Annotated in this window: 18 protein-coding genes; 6 read left to right on the forward strand and 12 right to left on the reverse strand. The window is 44.1% G+C overall.

Annotation, left to right across the window (positions count from 1 at the left end; translation table 11 throughout):
* The first annotated feature begins 23 nt into the window (after positions 1-23).
* Positions 24-914, forward strand: a complete 891-nt coding sequence (locus tag GDA45_03410; protein ID MBC6413968.1) for an NAD(+)/NADH kinase — start codon at positions 24-26, stop codon at positions 912-914.
* A 4-nt stretch (positions 915-918) separates the two neighbouring features.
* Positions 919-2,592: a DNA repair protein RecN gene (recN, locus tag GDA45_03415; protein MBC6413969.1), complete on the forward strand. Its 1,674-nt coding sequence runs from the start codon at positions 919-921 to the stop codon at positions 2,590-2,592.
* A gap of 8 nt (positions 2,593-2,600) precedes the next feature.
* On the opposite strand, the gene GDA45_03420 is transcribed toward recN, so the two are convergent.
* Entirely contained in the window at positions 2,601-3,935 is a 1,335-nt protein-coding gene (locus GDA45_03420; GenBank protein ID MBC6413970.1) for a DNA methyltransferase, read from the reverse strand.
* Between the two features lie 128 nt (positions 3,936-4,063).
* Positions 4,064-4,492 carry a ferric iron uptake transcriptional regulator gene (gene fur, locus GDA45_03425; GenBank protein ID MBC6413971.1) on the reverse strand — a complete coding sequence of 143 codons (429 nt, stop codon included), beginning with the start codon at positions 4,490-4,492 and terminating at the stop codon, positions 4,064-4,066.
* A 187-nt stretch (positions 4,493-4,679) separates the two neighbouring features.
* Between fur and GDA45_03430 the strand changes: the two genes are divergently transcribed.
* Positions 4,680-4,937, forward strand: coding sequence for an outer membrane protein assembly factor BamE (locus GDA45_03430; protein MBC6413972.1), 258 nt, complete (start codon positions 4,680-4,682; stop codon positions 4,935-4,937).
* A 26-nt stretch (positions 4,938-4,963) separates the two neighbouring features.
* On the opposite strand, the gene GDA45_03435 is transcribed toward GDA45_03430, so the two are convergent.
* Genes GDA45_03435 through GDA45_03445 form a run of 3 tightly spaced genes read right to left on the reverse strand, consistent with a single transcriptional unit; the run spans position 4,964 to position 6,985 of the window.
* Positions 4,964-5,284 carry an RnfH family protein gene (locus GDA45_03435; GenBank protein ID MBC6413973.1) on the reverse strand — a complete coding sequence of 107 codons (321 nt, stop codon included), beginning with the start codon at positions 5,282-5,284 and terminating at the stop codon, positions 4,964-4,966.
* A complete protein-coding gene (locus GDA45_03440) occupies positions 5,238-5,633 on the reverse strand; it encodes a type II toxin-antitoxin system RatA family toxin (protein ID MBC6413974.1) in 396 nt (131 codons plus the stop codon). The genes GDA45_03435 and GDA45_03440 overlap by 47 nt, the downstream gene beginning before the upstream one ends.
* Before the next feature lie 44 nt (positions 5,634-5,677).
* Complete coding sequence (locus GDA45_03445; GenBank protein MBC6413975.1) at positions 5,678-6,985, reverse strand: sodium-dependent transporter; 1,308 nt, start codon at positions 6,983-6,985, stop codon at positions 5,678-5,680.
* A gap of 113 nt (positions 6,986-7,098) precedes the next feature.
* Here GDA45_03445 and smpB point away from each other — a divergent pair, with 113 nt between their 5' ends.
* Positions 7,099-7,569, forward strand: a complete 471-nt coding sequence (gene smpB, locus GDA45_03450; GenBank protein MBC6413976.1) for an SsrA-binding protein SmpB — start codon at positions 7,099-7,101, stop codon at positions 7,567-7,569.
* 1,050 nt (positions 7,570-8,619) lie between these two features.
* Here smpB and GDA45_03455 read toward each other — a convergent pair.
* From GDA45_03455 to GDA45_03465, 3 genes are read right to left on the reverse strand one after another with little or no spacing between them, the layout of a single operon-like run.
* On the reverse strand, positions 8,620-9,261 hold the full coding sequence (locus GDA45_03455) for an outer-membrane lipoprotein carrier protein LolA (protein ID MBC6413977.1): 642 nt from the start codon (positions 9,259-9,261) through the stop codon (positions 8,620-8,622).
* A complete protein-coding gene (locus GDA45_03460) occupies positions 9,261-11,519 on the reverse strand; it encodes a DNA translocase FtsK 4TM domain-containing protein (protein MBC6413978.1) in 2,259 nt (752 codons plus the stop codon). The genes GDA45_03455 and GDA45_03460 overlap by 1 nt, the downstream gene beginning before the upstream one ends.
* A 53-nt stretch (positions 11,520-11,572) precedes the next feature.
* Positions 11,573-12,592, reverse strand: a complete 1,020-nt coding sequence (locus tag GDA45_03465) for an N-acetyl-gamma-glutamyl-phosphate reductase (protein ID MBC6413979.1) — start codon at positions 12,590-12,592, stop codon at positions 11,573-11,575.
* Between the two features lie 103 nt (positions 12,593-12,695).
* Here GDA45_03465 and GDA45_03470 point away from each other — a divergent pair, with 103 nt between their 5' ends.
* On the forward strand, positions 12,696-13,121 hold the full coding sequence (locus tag GDA45_03470) for a CopD family protein (GenBank protein MBC6413980.1): 426 nt from the start codon (positions 12,696-12,698) through the stop codon (positions 13,119-13,121).
* On the opposite strand, the gene GDA45_03475 is transcribed toward GDA45_03470, so the two are convergent.
* Complete coding sequence (locus tag GDA45_03475) at positions 13,118-13,567, reverse strand: RNA pyrophosphohydrolase (GenBank protein MBC6413981.1); 450 nt, start codon at positions 13,565-13,567, stop codon at positions 13,118-13,120. The two genes, GDA45_03470 and GDA45_03475, sit on opposite strands and share 4 nt — an antisense overlap.
* A 96-nt stretch (positions 13,568-13,663) precedes the next feature.
* Here GDA45_03475 and GDA45_03480 point away from each other — a divergent pair, with 96 nt between their 5' ends.
* Entirely contained in the window at positions 13,664-14,314 is a 651-nt protein-coding gene (locus GDA45_03480) for an HAD family hydrolase (protein ID MBC6413982.1), read from the forward strand.
* A 31-nt stretch (positions 14,315-14,345) separates the two neighbouring features.
* Here GDA45_03480 and GDA45_03485 read toward each other — a convergent pair whose 3' ends face one another.
* The 3 genes from GDA45_03485 to GDA45_03495 form a co-directional block, all read right to left on the reverse strand.
* Positions 14,346-15,284 carry a carbohydrate kinase family protein gene (locus GDA45_03485; GenBank protein ID MBC6413983.1) on the reverse strand — a complete coding sequence of 313 codons (939 nt, stop codon included), beginning with the start codon at positions 15,282-15,284 and terminating at the stop codon, positions 14,346-14,348.
* 6 nt (positions 15,285-15,290) lie between these two features.
* Complete coding sequence (locus tag GDA45_03490) at positions 15,291-15,464, reverse strand: rubredoxin (GenBank protein ID MBC6413984.1); 174 nt, start codon at positions 15,462-15,464, stop codon at positions 15,291-15,293.
* A gap of 328 nt (positions 15,465-15,792) precedes the next feature.
* A complete protein-coding gene (locus tag GDA45_03495) occupies positions 15,793-18,576 on the reverse strand; it encodes a cadherin-like beta sandwich domain-containing protein (protein ID MBC6413985.1) in 2,784 nt (927 codons plus the stop codon).
* Between the last annotated feature and the right edge of the window lie 18 nt (positions 18,577-18,594).

Here is an 18,594-nt window from a genome sequence, read left to right on the forward strand (position 1 = left end):
TGAAGAAATCATTGCTAGCACGGATGAAAGACATTAAAAACACCCGATGCGTCGGCTTAATACTCAAACACGACGATAGCGGTAAAACTCGCGATGTAGCGATACATCTATGCGATTACCTTAAGCAGCGTTTTGACTCAATCATTGCTTGCGTGCGAGATAAAGCTATCGTATCCGATCAGACAAACATACGGTTTGTCTCTGCAGAGGAATTCAGTCGCCAGTGTGAGCTCGCCTTTTCCGTCGGTGGCGACGGCACTTTATTGCAAGCGAGTCATCTATGTAGCGAGCACGACATTCCTATCATTGGCATCAACCTAGGGCGACTAGGTTTTCTGGTAGAAATATCGCCGGATAACTTTCGCGAACACTTAGACAGCATCTTGAATGGGAATTACCGATTAGAAGAGAGAATTATGCTCGATGTAGCACTGCATAGAAACGGTAGCATAACCGAGAGCTTTACCGTTTGTAACGATGTTGCAATGCATAATAAAAATACTGTTCGCATGCTTGAATTAAATACCCATGTAGATGGCGTTTTTCTAAATACTATACACGGCGACGGACTGATTATTTCAACACCTACGGGTTCTACTGCTTATGCCTTAGCTAGCGGTGGTCCGTTATTGGAACCGACTATGGAAGCGTTATTGGTGGTACCCATCTGTCCGCATACATTGAGCCAACGACCGTTGGTCATAGACTCCAAGAAAGTTATTGAAGTGACGGTCACCGAAAGGTATCGTGACGATACCGTTATTGCTGTAGACGGTCAAATAACCCGTAGTATTGAGAGTAACTCTAAAATCATCATTAAACGTTCCCCACATAAGCTAAAACTAATACAGATCCTGCAACACGACTACTTTACTACGCTGAGAAATAAACTCATGTGGAGTACCAAGCCTTAGATTGATGCTAAGCGCATTAACGGTCGAGAACTTTTTAATTATCGATAGAGTAGTCGCCAATTTTGAACGCGGCATGACAGTCTTAACCGGCGAAACCGGAACTGGTAAGTCGATATTAATAGATGCATTAGAACTAACACTGGGACGACGCGCACAAAGTCATCTGCTACGCCCTGGCGCCAACAAACTGTCGTTGAGCATTGCTCTAGATGTGAGCGGACAAACTGCGGCAATAAGCTGGCTCAAAAAACAAAGCATGGAAAACGATGAAAACAGCTGTGTCATCAGACGGGTTATTAATAGCGAAGGACGTTCGCAAGCCTATATTAACGGTTCGCTCTCGACACTGGAACAACTCAAAGAACTGACCATGCTACTGGTTGATGTGGCCGGTCAGAATAATCAACAACAATTATTAGATAGCTCTCGCCATTTAGCGTTGCTCGATTTATACAGCGACCACGAAGCGCAATTACTGGAAATGCAGAATATCTATCAGCAATGGAAGATGGTAAACGACCAACTCAATCATCGCCAGCAGCAATCGCAAGAAATAGAAATCAAACAGCAATGGTTAACACAGCAATGCCAAGAACTAGAGCAAGCCGCAATCAAAGCTGGCGAATATGAACAAATAGAGCAAGAACACCGCGTGCTTTCACAAAAAGAAAAACTCAAACAAGCACTTGCCAACGCCTACCAAGCACTAGATGCTGAATCCCAACAAAATGCAAATCTGTTGCTGGCTACAGCGTACAACGAATTACACTCCTTGAGTGAAATAGATACTAAACTTCAAGAAGTAGCCGAGTTGGTGAACTATGCACTGGATCAAAGTAACGAAGCAGCGCGCGAGATCAAGCAATATCTAGACCGTATAGATAACACACAAGGTGAGCTTGAGACCATCGAGAGACGGCTGGGTGTTTTGACCGAACTGGCGCGCAAATATAAAACATCAGCCAATCTGTTGCCTGAAAAACTTGAACAGATGAGTCACGAGTTAAAAATGTTGGACGACCCCGAACAAAGTATCGAGCAACTTGAAAAGAAAAGGGATAACGCTGAGGCAGATTATAAAAAAATTGCGCTACAAGTGAGCGGCACCCGAAAACGATCGGCGCGCGTATTAGAAGAGGCAGTATTGAAACTGCTAAAGCAACTGAATATGAAACAGGCGCAATTCAAAATAAACTTTGTCACAGACAGCCATACTACCCCATCACCAAGCGGGCTTGAGCGGGTTGCGTTTATGTTGTGCGCCAACCCAGGTCAAAAACTACAACCCTTGGCGAAAGCGGCGTCGGGCGGAGAACTCTCTCGTATTAGCTTGGCTTTGCAAGTCGCACTGTCAAACCGACGCATGATACCCGTGCTGATATTTGACGAGGTAGATAGCGGAGTCGGTGGTGCAACCGCAGAAATAGTCGGCCGTCTATTGAAGAAATTATCCTCACAAACGCAAGTCTTTTGCGTTACCCATCTGGCACAAATCGCCTGCCAAGCAGACCATCATTATTATGTAGAAAAAGTAAGCAAAGATGGAAGCACCTCAGTGTCGTTAACCAAACTGAATAAACAAGACCGACTACAAGAACTCGCAAGAATGATAGCAGGAACAAAAATCACCAAGCAATCCCTAGACCACGCCCGACAAATGCTTGCGACAACCGAATGAACTAGATACTAGTGTTTCTGCATGACCACGATATACTCGTTGGTCATCGTCGCTGATATAGAACCCGCTTTATTAGTCGGGCTATTCCTACCCGGCATCCTCTTGTTAGGAATAGCTCTGATAAATGTGTTCTGATACTCCACCCCGTGGTGTTCAAAGACCGACTTGGTGATTTCATCAGTCGGCAGTTTGATATCTTTTACTCTGCGATTGCCGACTACATAACATATATAAGCACCGCGTTTTACTACACCAACAACATTAGCGATCGACTTAATATAATCATCATAAAAACTGTAGACCGCCTGCGCTCTTTTTAGATCTTGTCGGGCAATTTTCTCCACTATGCTATCAACGATACCAATCCCCGTTTTTCCTATTTCTTTTATTTTGCCGCCCATTAATTGATTATCCACTTGATTGGCATCGCTTATGCCAAGCCACTGATTAGCCAAGCGCGAAAACTGACCATAGGCTACCGTCGTCTTGCTATCACCGTAGGGGGGAGAAGTGACGACTATATCCATCGAATCTTTTTCTATTGCCGATATATCGCGAGCGGAATTAAAATCATATATATTCGTTGTTGCAGAGATATTTTTAGTTTTTAGCAGATAGCTTTGCAAACCTTTGTGGTTTCTTGACAACTTAGCGGTCATTATTGAACAAACATCAGGGTTGAATTTCTCTCTTTTTATTTTTGACATTCTATACAACTTAAACTCGCCATTCCTAGTTAAGCTGCTTTCCCTCACCGTCTCGCTAAAAGCTATCAAGAAAAATTCCTGTACATTTTTATCTTCTATCGCATCTATAAAACCTTTGACAATTGCCAACTTTTCTTTGGTTTGCGGCTTAAACCAGAAATCAATGTTATGAAATTCAGGCAATGTAACACTAAAGTTCTTTAGCTCAAAATTTAACGCAAACAAAAATTCCTGAAATTCTTTTAGATACAAATCTAGCACTTGAAGTTTTATACGAGTGGTTTTTGCTCTAGCAATCAACCGCGCTAAAGGGTTTAGGTCGGTTCCATAGGCATTGATAGATTTAAGGTTTGCCTCCACCAGCGAAGTACCCGTGCCACAATACGGATCAAAAAGAGTCTTCGCGTTGCTAGCGTATCGTGCAATCAGCCTTTCAGCGACTTGCGGAATCATCATTGCCGGATAGTTATGATAGCAATGCGTATCTGCCTTAGTATCAGCAGTTCTAAAATCCCAACTAAAATCTCGGTATTTTGATCTGCTCCTTGACTGCATGCTAAATTTCCTCGACTCTTGCGAATAACAGGGATAATTTGTTTTCAAATATTCGGAATCCAGTGCCGTGGTTTCTGGCATACGTTGCTTTGGCATGCAGCCTTAAATCAACCAGTCAATGTTCTCAGTAAATGCTCCGAATAATTTTAAATTCTCTGTGGAATTCTGCTGGCGTCAATTTTTCTTATAGTTTTTAGAAAACAACACGCTTACGAGTGTTTTAAGTGCTTACAATTATTTGCCTGACAGTCTACATACATTACCAGTGAGTGATCATTGAGGGTAAAACCGTGCTTTTTGGCAATAGCTTCTTGTCGGTCCTCTATAGTTGAGTCGACGAACTCAATGATTCTGCCGCACTGGGTGCAGACCATGTGGTCGTGATGATCGCCGCGGTTAATTTCGTAGCATGCTTGTCCTCGCTTTAGGTAGCGACGCAGTATTAAACCGGCTGCCTCAAATTGCGCAAGCACATTGTAGATAGTTGCCAAACCGACATTTTCGTCTTTTAAGGTTAGCTTTTTGTGTATATGCTCAGCAGTCACATGGCGGGAGTCGGCTTGCTCCATAATTTTCAATATTTTAAGGCGCGGCACCGTCACCTTAAGTCCTACTCGTTTGATATCTTGCTGGTTCATAATATTTAACAATTTAAGCTACTTATATTATCATTATGTAATGCTCAAACGAAATTATAAGCTATTCCGCAGTCTAGCCATTGCCATATGCAGCGCGATATTGTGTTCTTGCAGTAGTGAGCTGGGTCAGGAATCTAGCGGATTCTTTGGTCGGTTATTCAATCCCGACAGCTACAAGCTATATCGTATGGATATTACCCAAGGCAATATATTAGAACCATCAAAAATTGCAAAAGTAAAGGTCGGCATGACCAAAAGCCAGGTGTACTATTTGTTGGGTACGCCAGTGTTGCCGACCGCATTTCACGATGATAGGTGGGATTATGTTTACTATAACGATGTCTTGCGAAAGGAACTAGAACTCTACAGACTAACACTGCTATTTGATGGTGAGCGCATAGAATATTTACGCAAAACAGAAAATTTGGTTATTGATAAATCCTGAAAATAGCATAGCGATCGACAAACAAATTAATGATTATTAAGCGCTCGGCGGCGGCGGGCCTCTTGCGGACTACATTTTAACGGGCGATATATCTCGACCCGATCGCCTGCTTTAAGTTGCAATTCCAACGATACTTTGCGCCCAAAGATGCCGACCTTGTTATGCGCCATACTAATCTCAGGAAACTCTGCCAATAAACCAGATTGGCGGATGGCATCTATAACCTGCATATTAGGCTGTAGATCTACGCTCACTACTCGTTGCTTATGCACTGCGGCATAGACGACTTCTACTCGTTGCTCAGACAACAGTCCCGTACCTTTGTCGTGCGCGGGTTTGAAAAGCATCAAACAAAGACACCGACACCTTATCAAAAATCTGCTTAAACAATATATATTTCAAAGATTTATTGAACTCGTAGTCGAGCTGAAAAATAACTTTGCAACCACTCTCCCCAAGTGGTTGAAAATACCAATGCCCACTTAAGCTACTAAAAGGACCGTCGGCTAATTTCATATCTATAGATTGCTCAGGTGTATTGGTGTTAATAGTAGTGAAAGATAAATTTATCGTTTGCTTATAGAGTATGCTCAAACGAACTTTAACCGAATTTTCGCTTAATACCTCAGTATCAACCTTGTCGCACCAAGAAATAAACTCCGGATAATCTGACACATCGGCAACTAAATCGTACATTTGACGGCAAGAATAGGGGACTATGGCCTTTCGTGAGATACGACTCATGTCTCCCCCAACTGATTTGCAATAAGAATAGCCAATATCAATATAGGACAAAAATAGCGCGCACTCCAACGCCATATTTGGTAATAGGTATTGGAACTTGAGCCAAACTGTTTTTTGCTAGCTGTAGCAGGTAGCACCCAACCGGCAAATAGAACTATCAACAAGCCGCCCAAAGGTAGCGTGATGTTCGAGGTTAAATTATCTATTAGATTGAATGGAGTCATCTCCCATAATTCGACTTCTTGCCATATATTGAAAGAGAAAACAGTTGCAAAACCTAGCAACCAAATTACCAAGGCAGCGATAGCCGCCGCCGTGCTGCGTGTCCAACGAGTATGCTCAGTCAGCCAGGCAACAGCAGGCTCCAATAACGAGAAAGCTGAAGTCCAGGCGACGATGAAAAGTAATACAAAAAATATGAAACCAAGTAAAGCACCGCCAGGCATCTGAGAGAAAGCAATGGGTAAAGTCTTAAAAATCAAGCCCGGGCCTGCAGCCGGTTCTAAATTAAAAGCAAATAAAATAGGAAAAATCATTAGACAAGCAAGGATAGCAACTAAGGTGTCGATCACAACTATAGTGCTGGTCGTGGCAAGCAAAGGTTCACTATCTGACAAGTAAGAACCGTAGATCATCACTGCTCCCATCCCTAGACTCAACGAGAAAAATGCTTGTCCTAGGGCAACCAAAATTACATCGGGCTGCATATCTTGCCACCTAAACAAAAACAAAAAACGCACCGCCTGTCCCATATCGGCGTTATAAAAATTATAGACAATGATTCCAATTATCAATATCAGCAACAATGGCATAAAATAATAAACAACCTTTCCTATGCCGGCATTAATGTTTCGCATACAAACAATTGCGGTTATCAACATAAATAAGCCATGGTACAAAATCATCTGCTTAGGATCTGCTAAAAGCGTATTGAAAAGATTTGAAAAGCCCTCAACCGACTGAGATTCAAAGGTGCCGGTGGCGGAATGAAATACATAAACCACTAACCATCCTGCAATCACACTATAGAAGGATAATATCAAAACACCGGTGATGATGCCCATCAGTCCGATTACCTTCCAAATCGGGCTGGCTCCATATTCTCTATGAAAACGGGAAAAAGTATCTACAGTATTGCGTTTTCCCAAACGACCTAGCATCACCTCGCTCAACATCACAGGTAATCCCATTACGATGACAAAAAATATGTAAAGTATAACAAATGCACCTCCGCCGTACTCGCCAGTAATATAAGGAAAGCGCCAGATATTACCCAAACCGACCGCCGATCCGGTTACTGCCATAATAAAGACAAGTCGCGAAGCCCATTGGCTATGGGTGTAGTAATTTTTGCTGATCATCATTGGATGAGATATTATTTAACGATTTAGAAACAAGGCTTTATTATAGTGGAATTATGAAGACTAATAAAACAAAACAGGCTAAAACGGCGCAGAACCCAGAAGCTAGGCGCAATTATTTTATATCCGAACAGATAGAAGCAGGCATCGTGCTCGACGGCTGGGAAGTCAAAAGCCTCAGAGCCAATCGCATACAGTTGAAAGAAAGTTATGCTATCTTAAAAGATAACGAAGCGTGGCTAATCAATGCACATATTAGTCCGTTGCCGAGCTGCACTGTCTCGACAACAAACCCGGCGCGCACCCGCAAGCTGTTGCTCAACCAAAGAGAATTACGCAAACTACACGGTAAACTGACGCAGCAAGGCTACACATTAATACCGCTTGATGTGCATTGGAAAAACAATCGTGCCAAAATCCAGTTGGGTCTGGGCAAGGGAAAACACAAATACGATAAACGCATGACTGAGCGTAACCGTAGTTGGAATATAGAAAAACGCAGGCTTCAAAAAATAAAGTTTCGGTGAAAAGTCTGGCTATTTGCGTAGCGGCGACCGCAAAAACCACTAAGCCGTAGAGGTAACCTCAAACTCGTTACTGTAGATTTAGCGTAGCGGCCCTTCTAGGAAAACCTTAGTTCGGACACGGATACCTGTATCAAAACTGGTGGCATCGCACAATGTTTTGAAACCGGGTTGCTATGCTATATAATAAACTAACTAAGCATGTCAAGGAGGTATAGTGGACATGGTACATGTTGATGAGAAAACAAGCAATGTCAGTTTTGCTGACATACTTGTGATATTAGTACTAGGACTTATTAGTATGAGTATAATATTTTTAGGGGACTATCTTGAAAATCCCGTCATCTCCTTATTAGGATTGCTGTTTTTCATAATAGTAATCGGAACTGCTATAGTTAAATTTGGAACTGCCATAACTAATTTTATAAATTCTATTCTAGACCTCAAAGACCGTCTAAAACGAAAGTAGACTCTTATTTTCAACCACTTCTAATTACTTTTCCAGCACAGCACCAAGTGCGGCGCAAAACCGCATAACTTCGTAGGTAGTTTGGTATAGCTCGCTCCGAGATCGTTGCTCTATCGCGAGCTATGGGCTTCGTTTTTTTAGAGACTGTATAATGCCAGAAACATGTAAGCAGGTAGTTGTCTTGATACCTCAATTCAATGCTAAAATCCTATTAATTGAATGGTTCAACTAGTTGGGAAGTTTGCAAAGGGTATATCGGCTTTGCACAAATAAAAGGGTTAAATAGATATGGCCGAAATAGCATTATATAATTTATTGAGACGGATACCCGATGTGTCTGATAAGGAAGCAAAGGAAGCAGTAGATGGAACTTAAATATTTGCGTTGGGTACTTTTCCCTTTGAATGCAGCTATCCTGGTAAAGTTATTTTTTTAATTTATTACGGTGGCAATCAGTGTAGAGAGCACGATAAACTAAATTAGGGGAGAGAAAAATCGCCAGCAGAAATAAGTTTTAATCTGAGCTATTTAGCCAAATAAATTACGAGCGAAGGTTTTAATCTAAAATTTGTGACTAAAACTTGCTAGCGCCCATTTTGTATGACATCGACATCTTCAGGTAGTTTAATTTTAAAGTAATCTCTCTTAAATTCTGTGCCTGTTTGGACATCGTAAAAGCGTATATGCGTAGATTGATCGAAATGGTCGTAGAGTACTAAATACGATAAACGGCTGTTCCTGAAGCCTACATCAAAGTAAATAAAATCGGTGTCATCTTCTTTTGGTTCCAGTCTCAACCAATCAACCGCATCAATCTCGGCATAAGTATTATCGGCTATAGTGTCTACATAAAAATCATCAGCTACAGTGCGTTTATCCAGCAGCAACATCAAGGGTGCTTTTCCTAAAGTGGTCAGTGTTGGGCGGATGTATGCCTGTTTGAGGGGCACATCGTAAATCAATAGATTGATGCCGTCGGTTAAAATCAGATAAGGCTCGGGCAAGACATATTCCCAGCGAAAGCGCCCCGGTCTATGGAACAATATAAATCCTTTCGATTCATCAATCTTTTGACCATCAGCACTGTAAACCTTTTGCTCAAAATTCGCCCGAAATGTTTCGGCATCAAAAAAAATATCCAAATCACTAAATATGTCGGCGACCGCCGATGCATAGAAAAAAAACAGGCAACTCAATACTGCCGCACTAATTTTATACGGTCGCATTAATCTTTGCCCGGCGCTGCAACCAACACTTCGCGAGAACCGTTCGAATGTATTCTGGAGACTATTTTAGCGGCTTCCATATCTTCTATCATACGCGCCGCTCGGTTGTAGCCGACCTTAAGACGGCGTTGCAAATACGAGATAGAGGCTTTGCGCGATTCTATTACAATTTCCACCGCTTGATTATAAAGCGGGTCTTTGGCATCAGAGATATCCAACCCAACCGTAGCCGTGTCCGATGCTTCTATATTTTCTATGTAAGCCGGAGGCCCCTGTTGCCGTATAAAGTCGGTAACTGCTTGCACTTCATTATCTGATATAAATGCACCGTGTACGCGCAGGGGTGTCGAATAACTCGGCATCAAACACAACATATCGCCTTGTCCGAGCAGTTGTTCGGCACCGTTCTGATCAAGGATAGTGCGCGAATCCACCTTTGAAGAAACTTGACATGCAATCCTCGCTGGCACATTGGCTTTAACTAAACCCGTAATGATGTTTACCGATGGTCGTTGTGTAGCAAGTACTAAATGTAATCCGGCAGCACGCGCCTTCTGCGCAAGCCGGATAATCATTTCCTCTACTTTCTTACCTACCATCATAATCATGTCAGCAAATTCATCTATAAAAATAACGATATAAGGCATCGTCTCTAATAACGGTGCGGTTGCGCCGTCTTCGTGCTTATCGGCATCAAACAGTGGATCGGCTATCGGTTGCTTCTTTTTTTGTGCCTTAAGAATTTTATTATTGTACGACCCGATACTACGCACATTGAGGGCAGCCATCAAACGATAGCGGCGCTCCATTTCGGTGACTGCCCAGTATAAGGCGCCGGCGGCTTCCTGCATATCAGTGATCACTGGTAGCAATAGATGGTGGATATGCTCGTACGATTTAAGCTCAAGCATTTTAGGATCTACTAGAATTAAACGAACCTGAGAGGGACGATTACGAAACAATAAACTCGCTAGCATAGAATGCACGGCGACCGATTTACCGGAACCAGTGGTGCCAGCAACCAGTAGATGTGGTAGCTTTTCTAGATCTATAAATACCGCTTGCCCAGCAACATCCTTGCCCAGAGCAAGCGTCAGAGGTGAATGTTGCTTTTCGTATTCGTCCGACCGCAACAGCTCACCGAATTTCACAACGGCTCTTTTTCTATTAGGTATTTCTATGCCGATTGAAGATTTACCGGGGATAACTTCTACCACTCTAATACTGGGAAGCGATAGCGAGCGCGCAATATCCTTCTGAATACCGCTTATGCTACTTGACTTAGTGCCGGGCGCAGGCACCACTTCAAAACGGGTGACTACCGGGCCGGGCTGTGCTTCAGTCACTTGAGCAGTGATTCCGAAGTCTTCTAATTTAATTTCAAGTTGTCGCGCAAGCTGTTCAACTTCGTCTTTAGAGTAATGTGAAACTGCTGCTGCCTCTTGGTCAAGCAAACTCATCGGTGGTAATTCTTCTCTGCCGTCTATCGGCAATGTGATCTGATGCTTCTGGTTAGCTTTTTCTCCGCGCGATAAACTGCTAATGGCACTCCCTATTTTAGGCGGTGTTCGTTGTCGGAGTTTCTGCTTACGCTTTGAAACTATTTGACTGCGTTCTACTGATCGTTCGTGCACTAATAGGCGACTCTGCAGCCATTTTTTTGCATTCACCACGGATTGCGCAGCGACGAACAAACATAAGCCGACCCTATCTACCACCTTCAGCCAGGCGATACCGGTCATTATCGTAAAACTTGCGACAATCAGCCCCAACAATAATATGGTCGACCCCACCATATTGAACAGCGGATAAAAGCTATTCATAACCAACACGCCTAACCGACCACCACTGCTGGCAGGAAGTTCAGGCGCAACAAAATGTATCGTTGCTAACCCACAACACGCAGCGATGGCAAGTGTCGCTGCTAACCAAATAATTAGGTGTCTGTTCCATATTGAACTTTGTTCGTATGCAGGTTTGAACAGCCGCGCAGCACTCATGAATATAGCGAGTGGCAACAACACCATCGCCGGTGCACCGAATAGAAAATAGGCACTATAAGCAACCCATGCACCAATAACGCCGCCTAAATTTCGGGCTTGGTCTAAGGGAATATTATTCGCCCACGACGGATCGTCGACTTGATAACTTAACATAGCAAGTAAAAAGTATAAGCCGACAAAAACAAGAAACCACCCGCCTCCTTTACGCAGATACATTGCCTCTTGATGCCAATTTTTTGCACCGGATCTAGACATCCGGGCTGATGTTTTGCTTCTCACTATTTCCTTTTGTTGATTACATCAAACGCTTAGTATAAATCAATCAATCCAGTCGTTTCATCAAGACCTAGCATTAAGTTCATATTCTGCACGGCTTGTCCAGCAGCCCCTTTGATTAAATTATCAATGACCGAGAAGATAATCGCAATATCGCCATATGCCGGTTTATGCACAGCTATCAAACAGTTGTTAGTCCTGCTTACATCACCGGTCTGCGGATGGCTGTCGGGCGGCATAACATGAACGAAGGCCTCTTGACGATAAGCCTGCTCCAAGCACTGCTGTAGTTGCTCAAGCTCGGCGGTTGTCTTAATGTACATCGTTGATTGCAAGCCGCGAACAATCGGCAATAAGTGCGGCGTAAAACTCAACCCTATTTCGGTGCCAGCGATTTGATTCAACTGCTGTCTGATTTCCGGCCAGTGTCTGTGACCGCTGGCTTTATACGCTCTAAAGTTTTCACTACACTCTGAAAACAGCAGTTCTACATTCGCTTGGCGGCCAGCACCGCTGACCCCTGATTTTGCATCAATTATCAAAGCTGCAGTGTCGGCGTAGCCCGACTCTAGCAGTGGCTTTAATCCTAGTATCGCCGAAGTCGGATAGCAGCCAGGGTTAGCTACCAGATTTGCCGCCGCGATGGCGTTGCGATTTATTTCGCTGATGCCGTAGACTGCTTTGTCCAATAAATGCGGGCAGGTATGCTGTGTGCCATACCAATGTTGCCACTCGGATACATCGCGCAACCTAAAATCCGCTGCCATATCTATCAGCCGTATTCCGGCATCCAGCAAGGTCTCGGCGTGCTGCATCGCAGTACCGTTGGGAGTAGCAAAAAACACCAAATCTGGATTAAGGTCGCGTTGCAAAACATCGCTGTAATGCAAATCAGTCAGTGCGGTCATCCTAGGATGCACCTCGGCAATAGCACGACCTGCGTAAGTACGCGAGATAACCTGCGTGAGCTTGACTTGCGGATGATGTAGCAAAAGGCGCGTCAATTCGTACCCTGTGTAACCACCGCCACCTATGATTGCGACCGCATGCATTATTTGTCCTCTTTGTATGTATAAGCGATTGTTAGTTAAATAACTTTATATTTTATCATCACTGATATTTTGAGTAATTCTATAATTCTGCCACAATAGTCGGATGTTTTTATGGTTTAAGACACTGCACCTGATATTCATGGTCGCTTGGTTCGCTGGCTTGTTTTATCTGCCGCGCCTATTCGTCTACCATGCCATGGCTAGCGACAGCGATACGATTAAACACTTCACAGTGATGGAGCGTAAATTATTCTGGGGAATTATGACTCCCAGTGCGGTATTAACCATGTTTTTCGGTGGTGGCATGCTAATCTACGGATGGGCAGCATATCAAACGCAGTGGTGGATGCATGTAAAACTGTTCATCATTTTTTTGTTATTGGCATACCATATATGGTGCGGAATGCTACTACGGGATTTCAAACACAACCGTAACAAACACGGTCATGTGTGGTATCGCTGGTTTAACGAGATAACCTTTGTCGCACTGGTTGCGGTGATATGGCTTGCGGTGTTCAAGCCGAGCTAAGCATTGTGCGGCGAAAAGCTTTCCAATACCCGTCTATAAACTTGGCGCTTAAAAGCGACGATTGTATCCAGCGGATACCACCAATCCACCCAACACCACTGGTCAAACTCATTGCTCTCAGTCAAGTCAATAGGGTCGTCGGCGACTAACATTTCCAATAAAAACCAAGTTTGCTTTTGCCCTTTATAGGACATCTGCATAGCTGAGGGGAATTCATAGCAGAGTAATTGATCTATAGTTTGCAGCAATTCTACATGATCAGATAACAAACCGACCTCTTCGTTCAGTTCACGCCACATTGCAGTTTCTGCAGACTCGCCTCGCTCTATACCACCTTGCGGAAATTGCCAGGCATCCATTCCGACGCGCTTACACCATAATATCTTCCGGTCGGGACGGCGTATAACCATACCCACACCCAGTCTATATCCTTCGTCATCCTGCATAACTCGTCCTTTGTTGCATAAAACATATAATAATACGCTAAAATTAGGTTATCTGCTCATTGTGCAACCACGAAATAGATACGAATTGCTTTGCATATGGACTTAGTACTCTTTGATTTAGACCATACCCTGCTAGACGGTGACAGCGATTTTAGCTGGGGAGAGTTCTTATGCGAGATTGGCGCAGTGGATGCCCACTATCAAAAGCGCAATAGAGATTTCTACGAAGCGTATACTCGCGGTGAACTTGACATAGCTGAGTATATAAAATTTTCTCTGCAGCCTCTGGCGCTAAACGATATGCAGCAACTGCAGGTTTGGCAACAACGATTTATCACCGAAAAGATAGTACCTATGGTTAGGAACGAGGCTGTAGAACTCGTTGCACAATACCGAAGCAACAAGGATTTTATCGCGATAATTACTTCAACAAACTCTTTTATCACCCGACCTATCGGCAAAATATTCGGTATAGAGACGGTCATCGCCACTGAACCTGAATTGATAAATGGTTCTTTCACTGGCAATATAGCTGGCGTGCCTTGCTTTCAAGAGGGCAAAATTGTTTGTCTAAAGCAGTGGCTTGATAAGCACTCGCTAGACTATCAAAAAAGCTGGTTCTACAGCGACTCTTATAACGACAAAGCGTTACTGTCGTGGGTTGATGAACCGGTCGTCGTCAATGGCGATGCAGAACTGATGAAACACGCCGCCCGAAATAACTGGCGTATGCTTAACTTGAGATAACAGCGCTATCGCAATAGAGAGTAGGCTTGCCTCACCAACCGATATCGTCGCCGTAAAGTTCGGTGTAGCGTTGCTTGAACTCGGTTTTAGAAAAACCATGTTGCTGACCGCCTCGGTGCTCAACCTTATAAGCCGCCAACAACGATGCTATACGCCCAGTCGTTACCCAATCTAGATTTTCCGATAGACCATAAAGCAATCCTGCTCTATAAGCGTCTCCGCAACCAGTAGGATCCTTTGGGTTATCCGAATGTATAGCAGGGATGGAATACACTTTGCCGTTAGTGTGAATCAGCGAACCCTTATCGCCCTGAGTGATGATGAAAGCCTGTAGACATTCGGTGACTTGCTCAACTGTCTTATTGGTGCGCTCGCAGATCATTTGTGCCTCGTAGTCGTTGCACGCCAACCAATCGGCTTGCTCAATAAAATTATTCAGTTCCTCTCGGCTAAACATGGGTGTGCCTTGACCCGGATCAAATATAAACGGGATGCCTGCTTCGTTAAACTGCTGTGCGTGTTGGAGCATCCCGTCACGCCCATCAGGTGAAACAATGCCCACGGTAATACCTTGATGCTGGGGCACTTGGTTAATATGACACTGATTCATTGCCCCCGGATGAAACGCGGTGATTTGATTATCATCCATATCGGTTATGATAAAAGCACGCGGTGTATAGCTATCTTTGATAACTTTAATATACTCCCTACTGATGCCACATTCGTCCATCCATTTGCTGTAATCAGTAAAATCTTTACCCACGGTCGCCATCACATAAGATTGGCAGCCCAGCAATGACAAGCTATAAGCGATGTTGCCAGCACAGCCACCGTATTGTTGATGCATATCAGGCACCAAAAACGACACATTTAAGATATGTAGCTGGTTTGCTAAGATGTGATTCTTAAACCGGTCGTTGAAGACCATAATGTTGTCAAAAGCAACCGAACCACAGACTAATATAGACATAAATATTTAGTCCAACGTAACCATTTCAAAGTCCGATTTTTGTGCGCCGCACTCCGGGCAACACCAATTCAACGGAATATCTTCCCAGCGAGTCCCTGGCTCTATGCCATCCTCCGGGACACCATATTCCTCGTCATAAATCCAACCGCACACTACGCACATATATTTCTTATATTCCATCACCAGTCACGAAAATAAAACTAGAACGGGCTAATTATACAGAATACACACTAGCCACACAATCAACGCACAGGCACAAACTCTGCTGAAAATTGCACGGCAAGCTACGCAGGATTATCCAGTAAGATAAAAGTAACCCGCCGGGTGCGCATTGGAAACGAATTTCCCCTAGGCGTGGCGGGTATTGTTATACATAACATAGCACAACATTGGAGTTTATCGTCTATTTCTGTATGCCTTGCCCACTCTAAGAAAGAAATAATATACGAGAAGCTTTGGCTTGCGCTACAGGTGACAACCCTAAGGATGCAAGGGGATACCCTGCCAGCTAGCGTAATGGCCCCTCCAAGAAGACCTTCACTCGGACACGGATGGCAGCCCGGTCTACTGCTATCGTATAGGTTTTCTTCGTTTCGTCATCTTGCGCTGTGACGACAATCGTAATCGTTGTCACGCGACCTGCGGTTAGCATAATACTGCTACTCGTAGTACCGCTAACCACCGTATCATTATTCACTGTGATAGTCGCATTCGGGTGAGTCGCCGATGGTATCACCTGCACTTGCGCTACTATGCTTTCTACATCTACCGTATAAGTGGTCGTTGTTGGGGCAAAATCCTCAGCCAGTGGAATTGATGTGCCATTACTTTGCGTTAGCACTAAATTACTTAAACTCGCATCACTACTCGGTGCACGGTCTACTGCTATCGTATAGGTTCTCTTCATCTCGTCATCTTGTGCAGTGACGACAATCGTAATCGTCGTCACGCCACCTTCGGTTAGCATAATATTGCTACTCGTAGTACCGCTAAACACCGTGTTGCCATCCACCGTGATAGTTGCATTCGTGTGAGCCGCCGTTGGCATTACTTGCACTTGCGTTACCGTGTTGGCTACACCTACCGTATAGGCCGTCGTTGTTGGGGCAAAATCCTCAGCCAGTGGAATGGGTATGCCATTACTTTGCGTTAGCACTAGATCTCTTAAACTGGCATCACGGCTTGGCGCACGGTCTACTGCTATCGTATAGGTTCTCTTTGTCTCGTCATCTTGTGCAGTGACGACAATCGTAATCGTTGTCAAGCCACCTTCGGTTAGCATAATATCTCCACTCTGACTATCGCTAAACACCGTGTTGTCATCCACTGTGATAGTCGCATTCGGGTGAGTCGCCGTTGGTATTACTCGCACTTGCGCTACTGTGTTCTCTACATCTACCGTATAAGTGGTCGTTGTTGAGGCAAAATCCTCAGCCAGTGGAATGGGTGTGCCATTACTTTGCGTTATCACTAAATTACTTAAGCTCGCATCACTACTCGGCGCACGGTCTACTGCTATCGTATAGGTTCTCTTCGTTTCGTCATCTTGTGCAGTGACGACAATCGTAATCGTTGTCACACCGCCTTCAGTTAGCTTAATATCTCCACTCTGACTATCGTTAAACACCGTGTTGCCATCCACTGTGATAGTTGCATTCTCATTAGTTGTCGTCGGGGTGACCGTTATCGTTTTCGTCGTATTAGCTACCGACACTTTGTAGGTTAGTGTACTGCTAGTAAAGACCGGCATTAATGTGCCTGCCGATACTGTCAAATTACTTAAACTCGTATCTTTACTGTACGGAGCCACAGTCAACATGTAGATCTCGGTCTTTCTTCCATCTGGTTCAGACACTTCAATCGTAATTCTCGTGATATCGCTTTTGGTTAAGGAAATATCTACACTGATGCTACTGATATCAGTGGTCGCTTGCGCGCCTATGCCATCACTACGAATGGTAATAACACTATCCGTAGTAGCCGTTGCTTGCAGGGTGATTGTATTGACCATCTCACCGACTGCCACCTGATAGACAAATCGCTGCGGATTAAACGCAGTTATCAATAGACCATTGGACACCGTGAGCGTGTTCAAAAGTTCACGAAATTGATTGACTAATAAACTGCCGCAGTTAGGTTTGCCGGCGATACCACAGGCTGGGTTATTGCCATCGGGTCCTCTGGTATATTTCAATGCTGGGTATTGTGATGCATTACCAAAATCCCAGTCTGCAGTGCTCCATGCACTGTATATACCCGTTGCCGTAGTGGGCAACCGCAGTTCCCTAATGGACAGATGCCGGCTATTCGTTACATTACTGCTAAAAGAATTTCTGCCGACTAAACCGCCTGCATTATCATTGCCATCCACAGTACCGGTCGCATAGCTGTTGGTTATATCACCATAATTTTGGCCGACTAAACCGCCTACACTACTACTACCAGCAACAGCACCGGTCGCATAGCTGTTGGTTATATCACCATCATTGTCGCCGACTAAACGGCCATTTTCGCCGACTAAACCGCCTACATCAAACCTTCCTTGCACATCACCGGTCGCATAGCTGTTGGTTATATCACCATTATTGTCGCCGACTAAACCGCCTACACTAGACCGCCCAGTCACAGCACCGGTCGCATAGCTGTTGGTTATATCACCATTATTCCAGCCGACTAAACTGCCTACATAATCATCTCCTATGATAACTACATTGAGCAGACCTATATTAGTCATTTTAGAACCAGTGTCTGTATGACCGAATAAACCTATATAATCATCACTACTGGGTCTATTTATCATTAGGTTAGATATCGTATGACCGTTGCCTTCAAATACTGCACTGAAGCTCTGACTTGCCCTGAAGCGCTGACTCCACCTGCCTATCGGCGCCCATCCTTGACCTGTCGTCCACGCCGTATTAATGCTTCCACTGTCATAACTGTTAGCATCGTGAAAGTCTAAACTCAGAACCAATTCGTAACCACGACAGCCACCCTGAGGACAACCGGTCGTTATCCGGGTTGCGGTGCCACTCGCTTTATAGCCAGTCCCATCCAACTGATAGCGTATCGCATCCAATCCCTCTAAGCTACACAGTTCTATCAGACCATCACCATCTTTGTCTATATCCATAGCTGCTGATACACCGTCGTTATCAGTATCCTCTATGAACTGAGTGCAAGAGGGGCGTTCCTGAGCAACCGCAGGTTGCCACAATATAAATGCCACCAAAGCAATTAACAAAAATATGCTTAACGGCAGTGACTCATCATTTTTTATGGTTATATACATATAATAAGTAGAACTACG

It is taken from the genome of Chromatiales bacterium, assembly GCA_014323925.1.
Lineage (GTDB): Bacteria > Pseudomonadota > Gammaproteobacteria > Poriferisulfidales > Oxydemutatoraceae > SP5GCR1.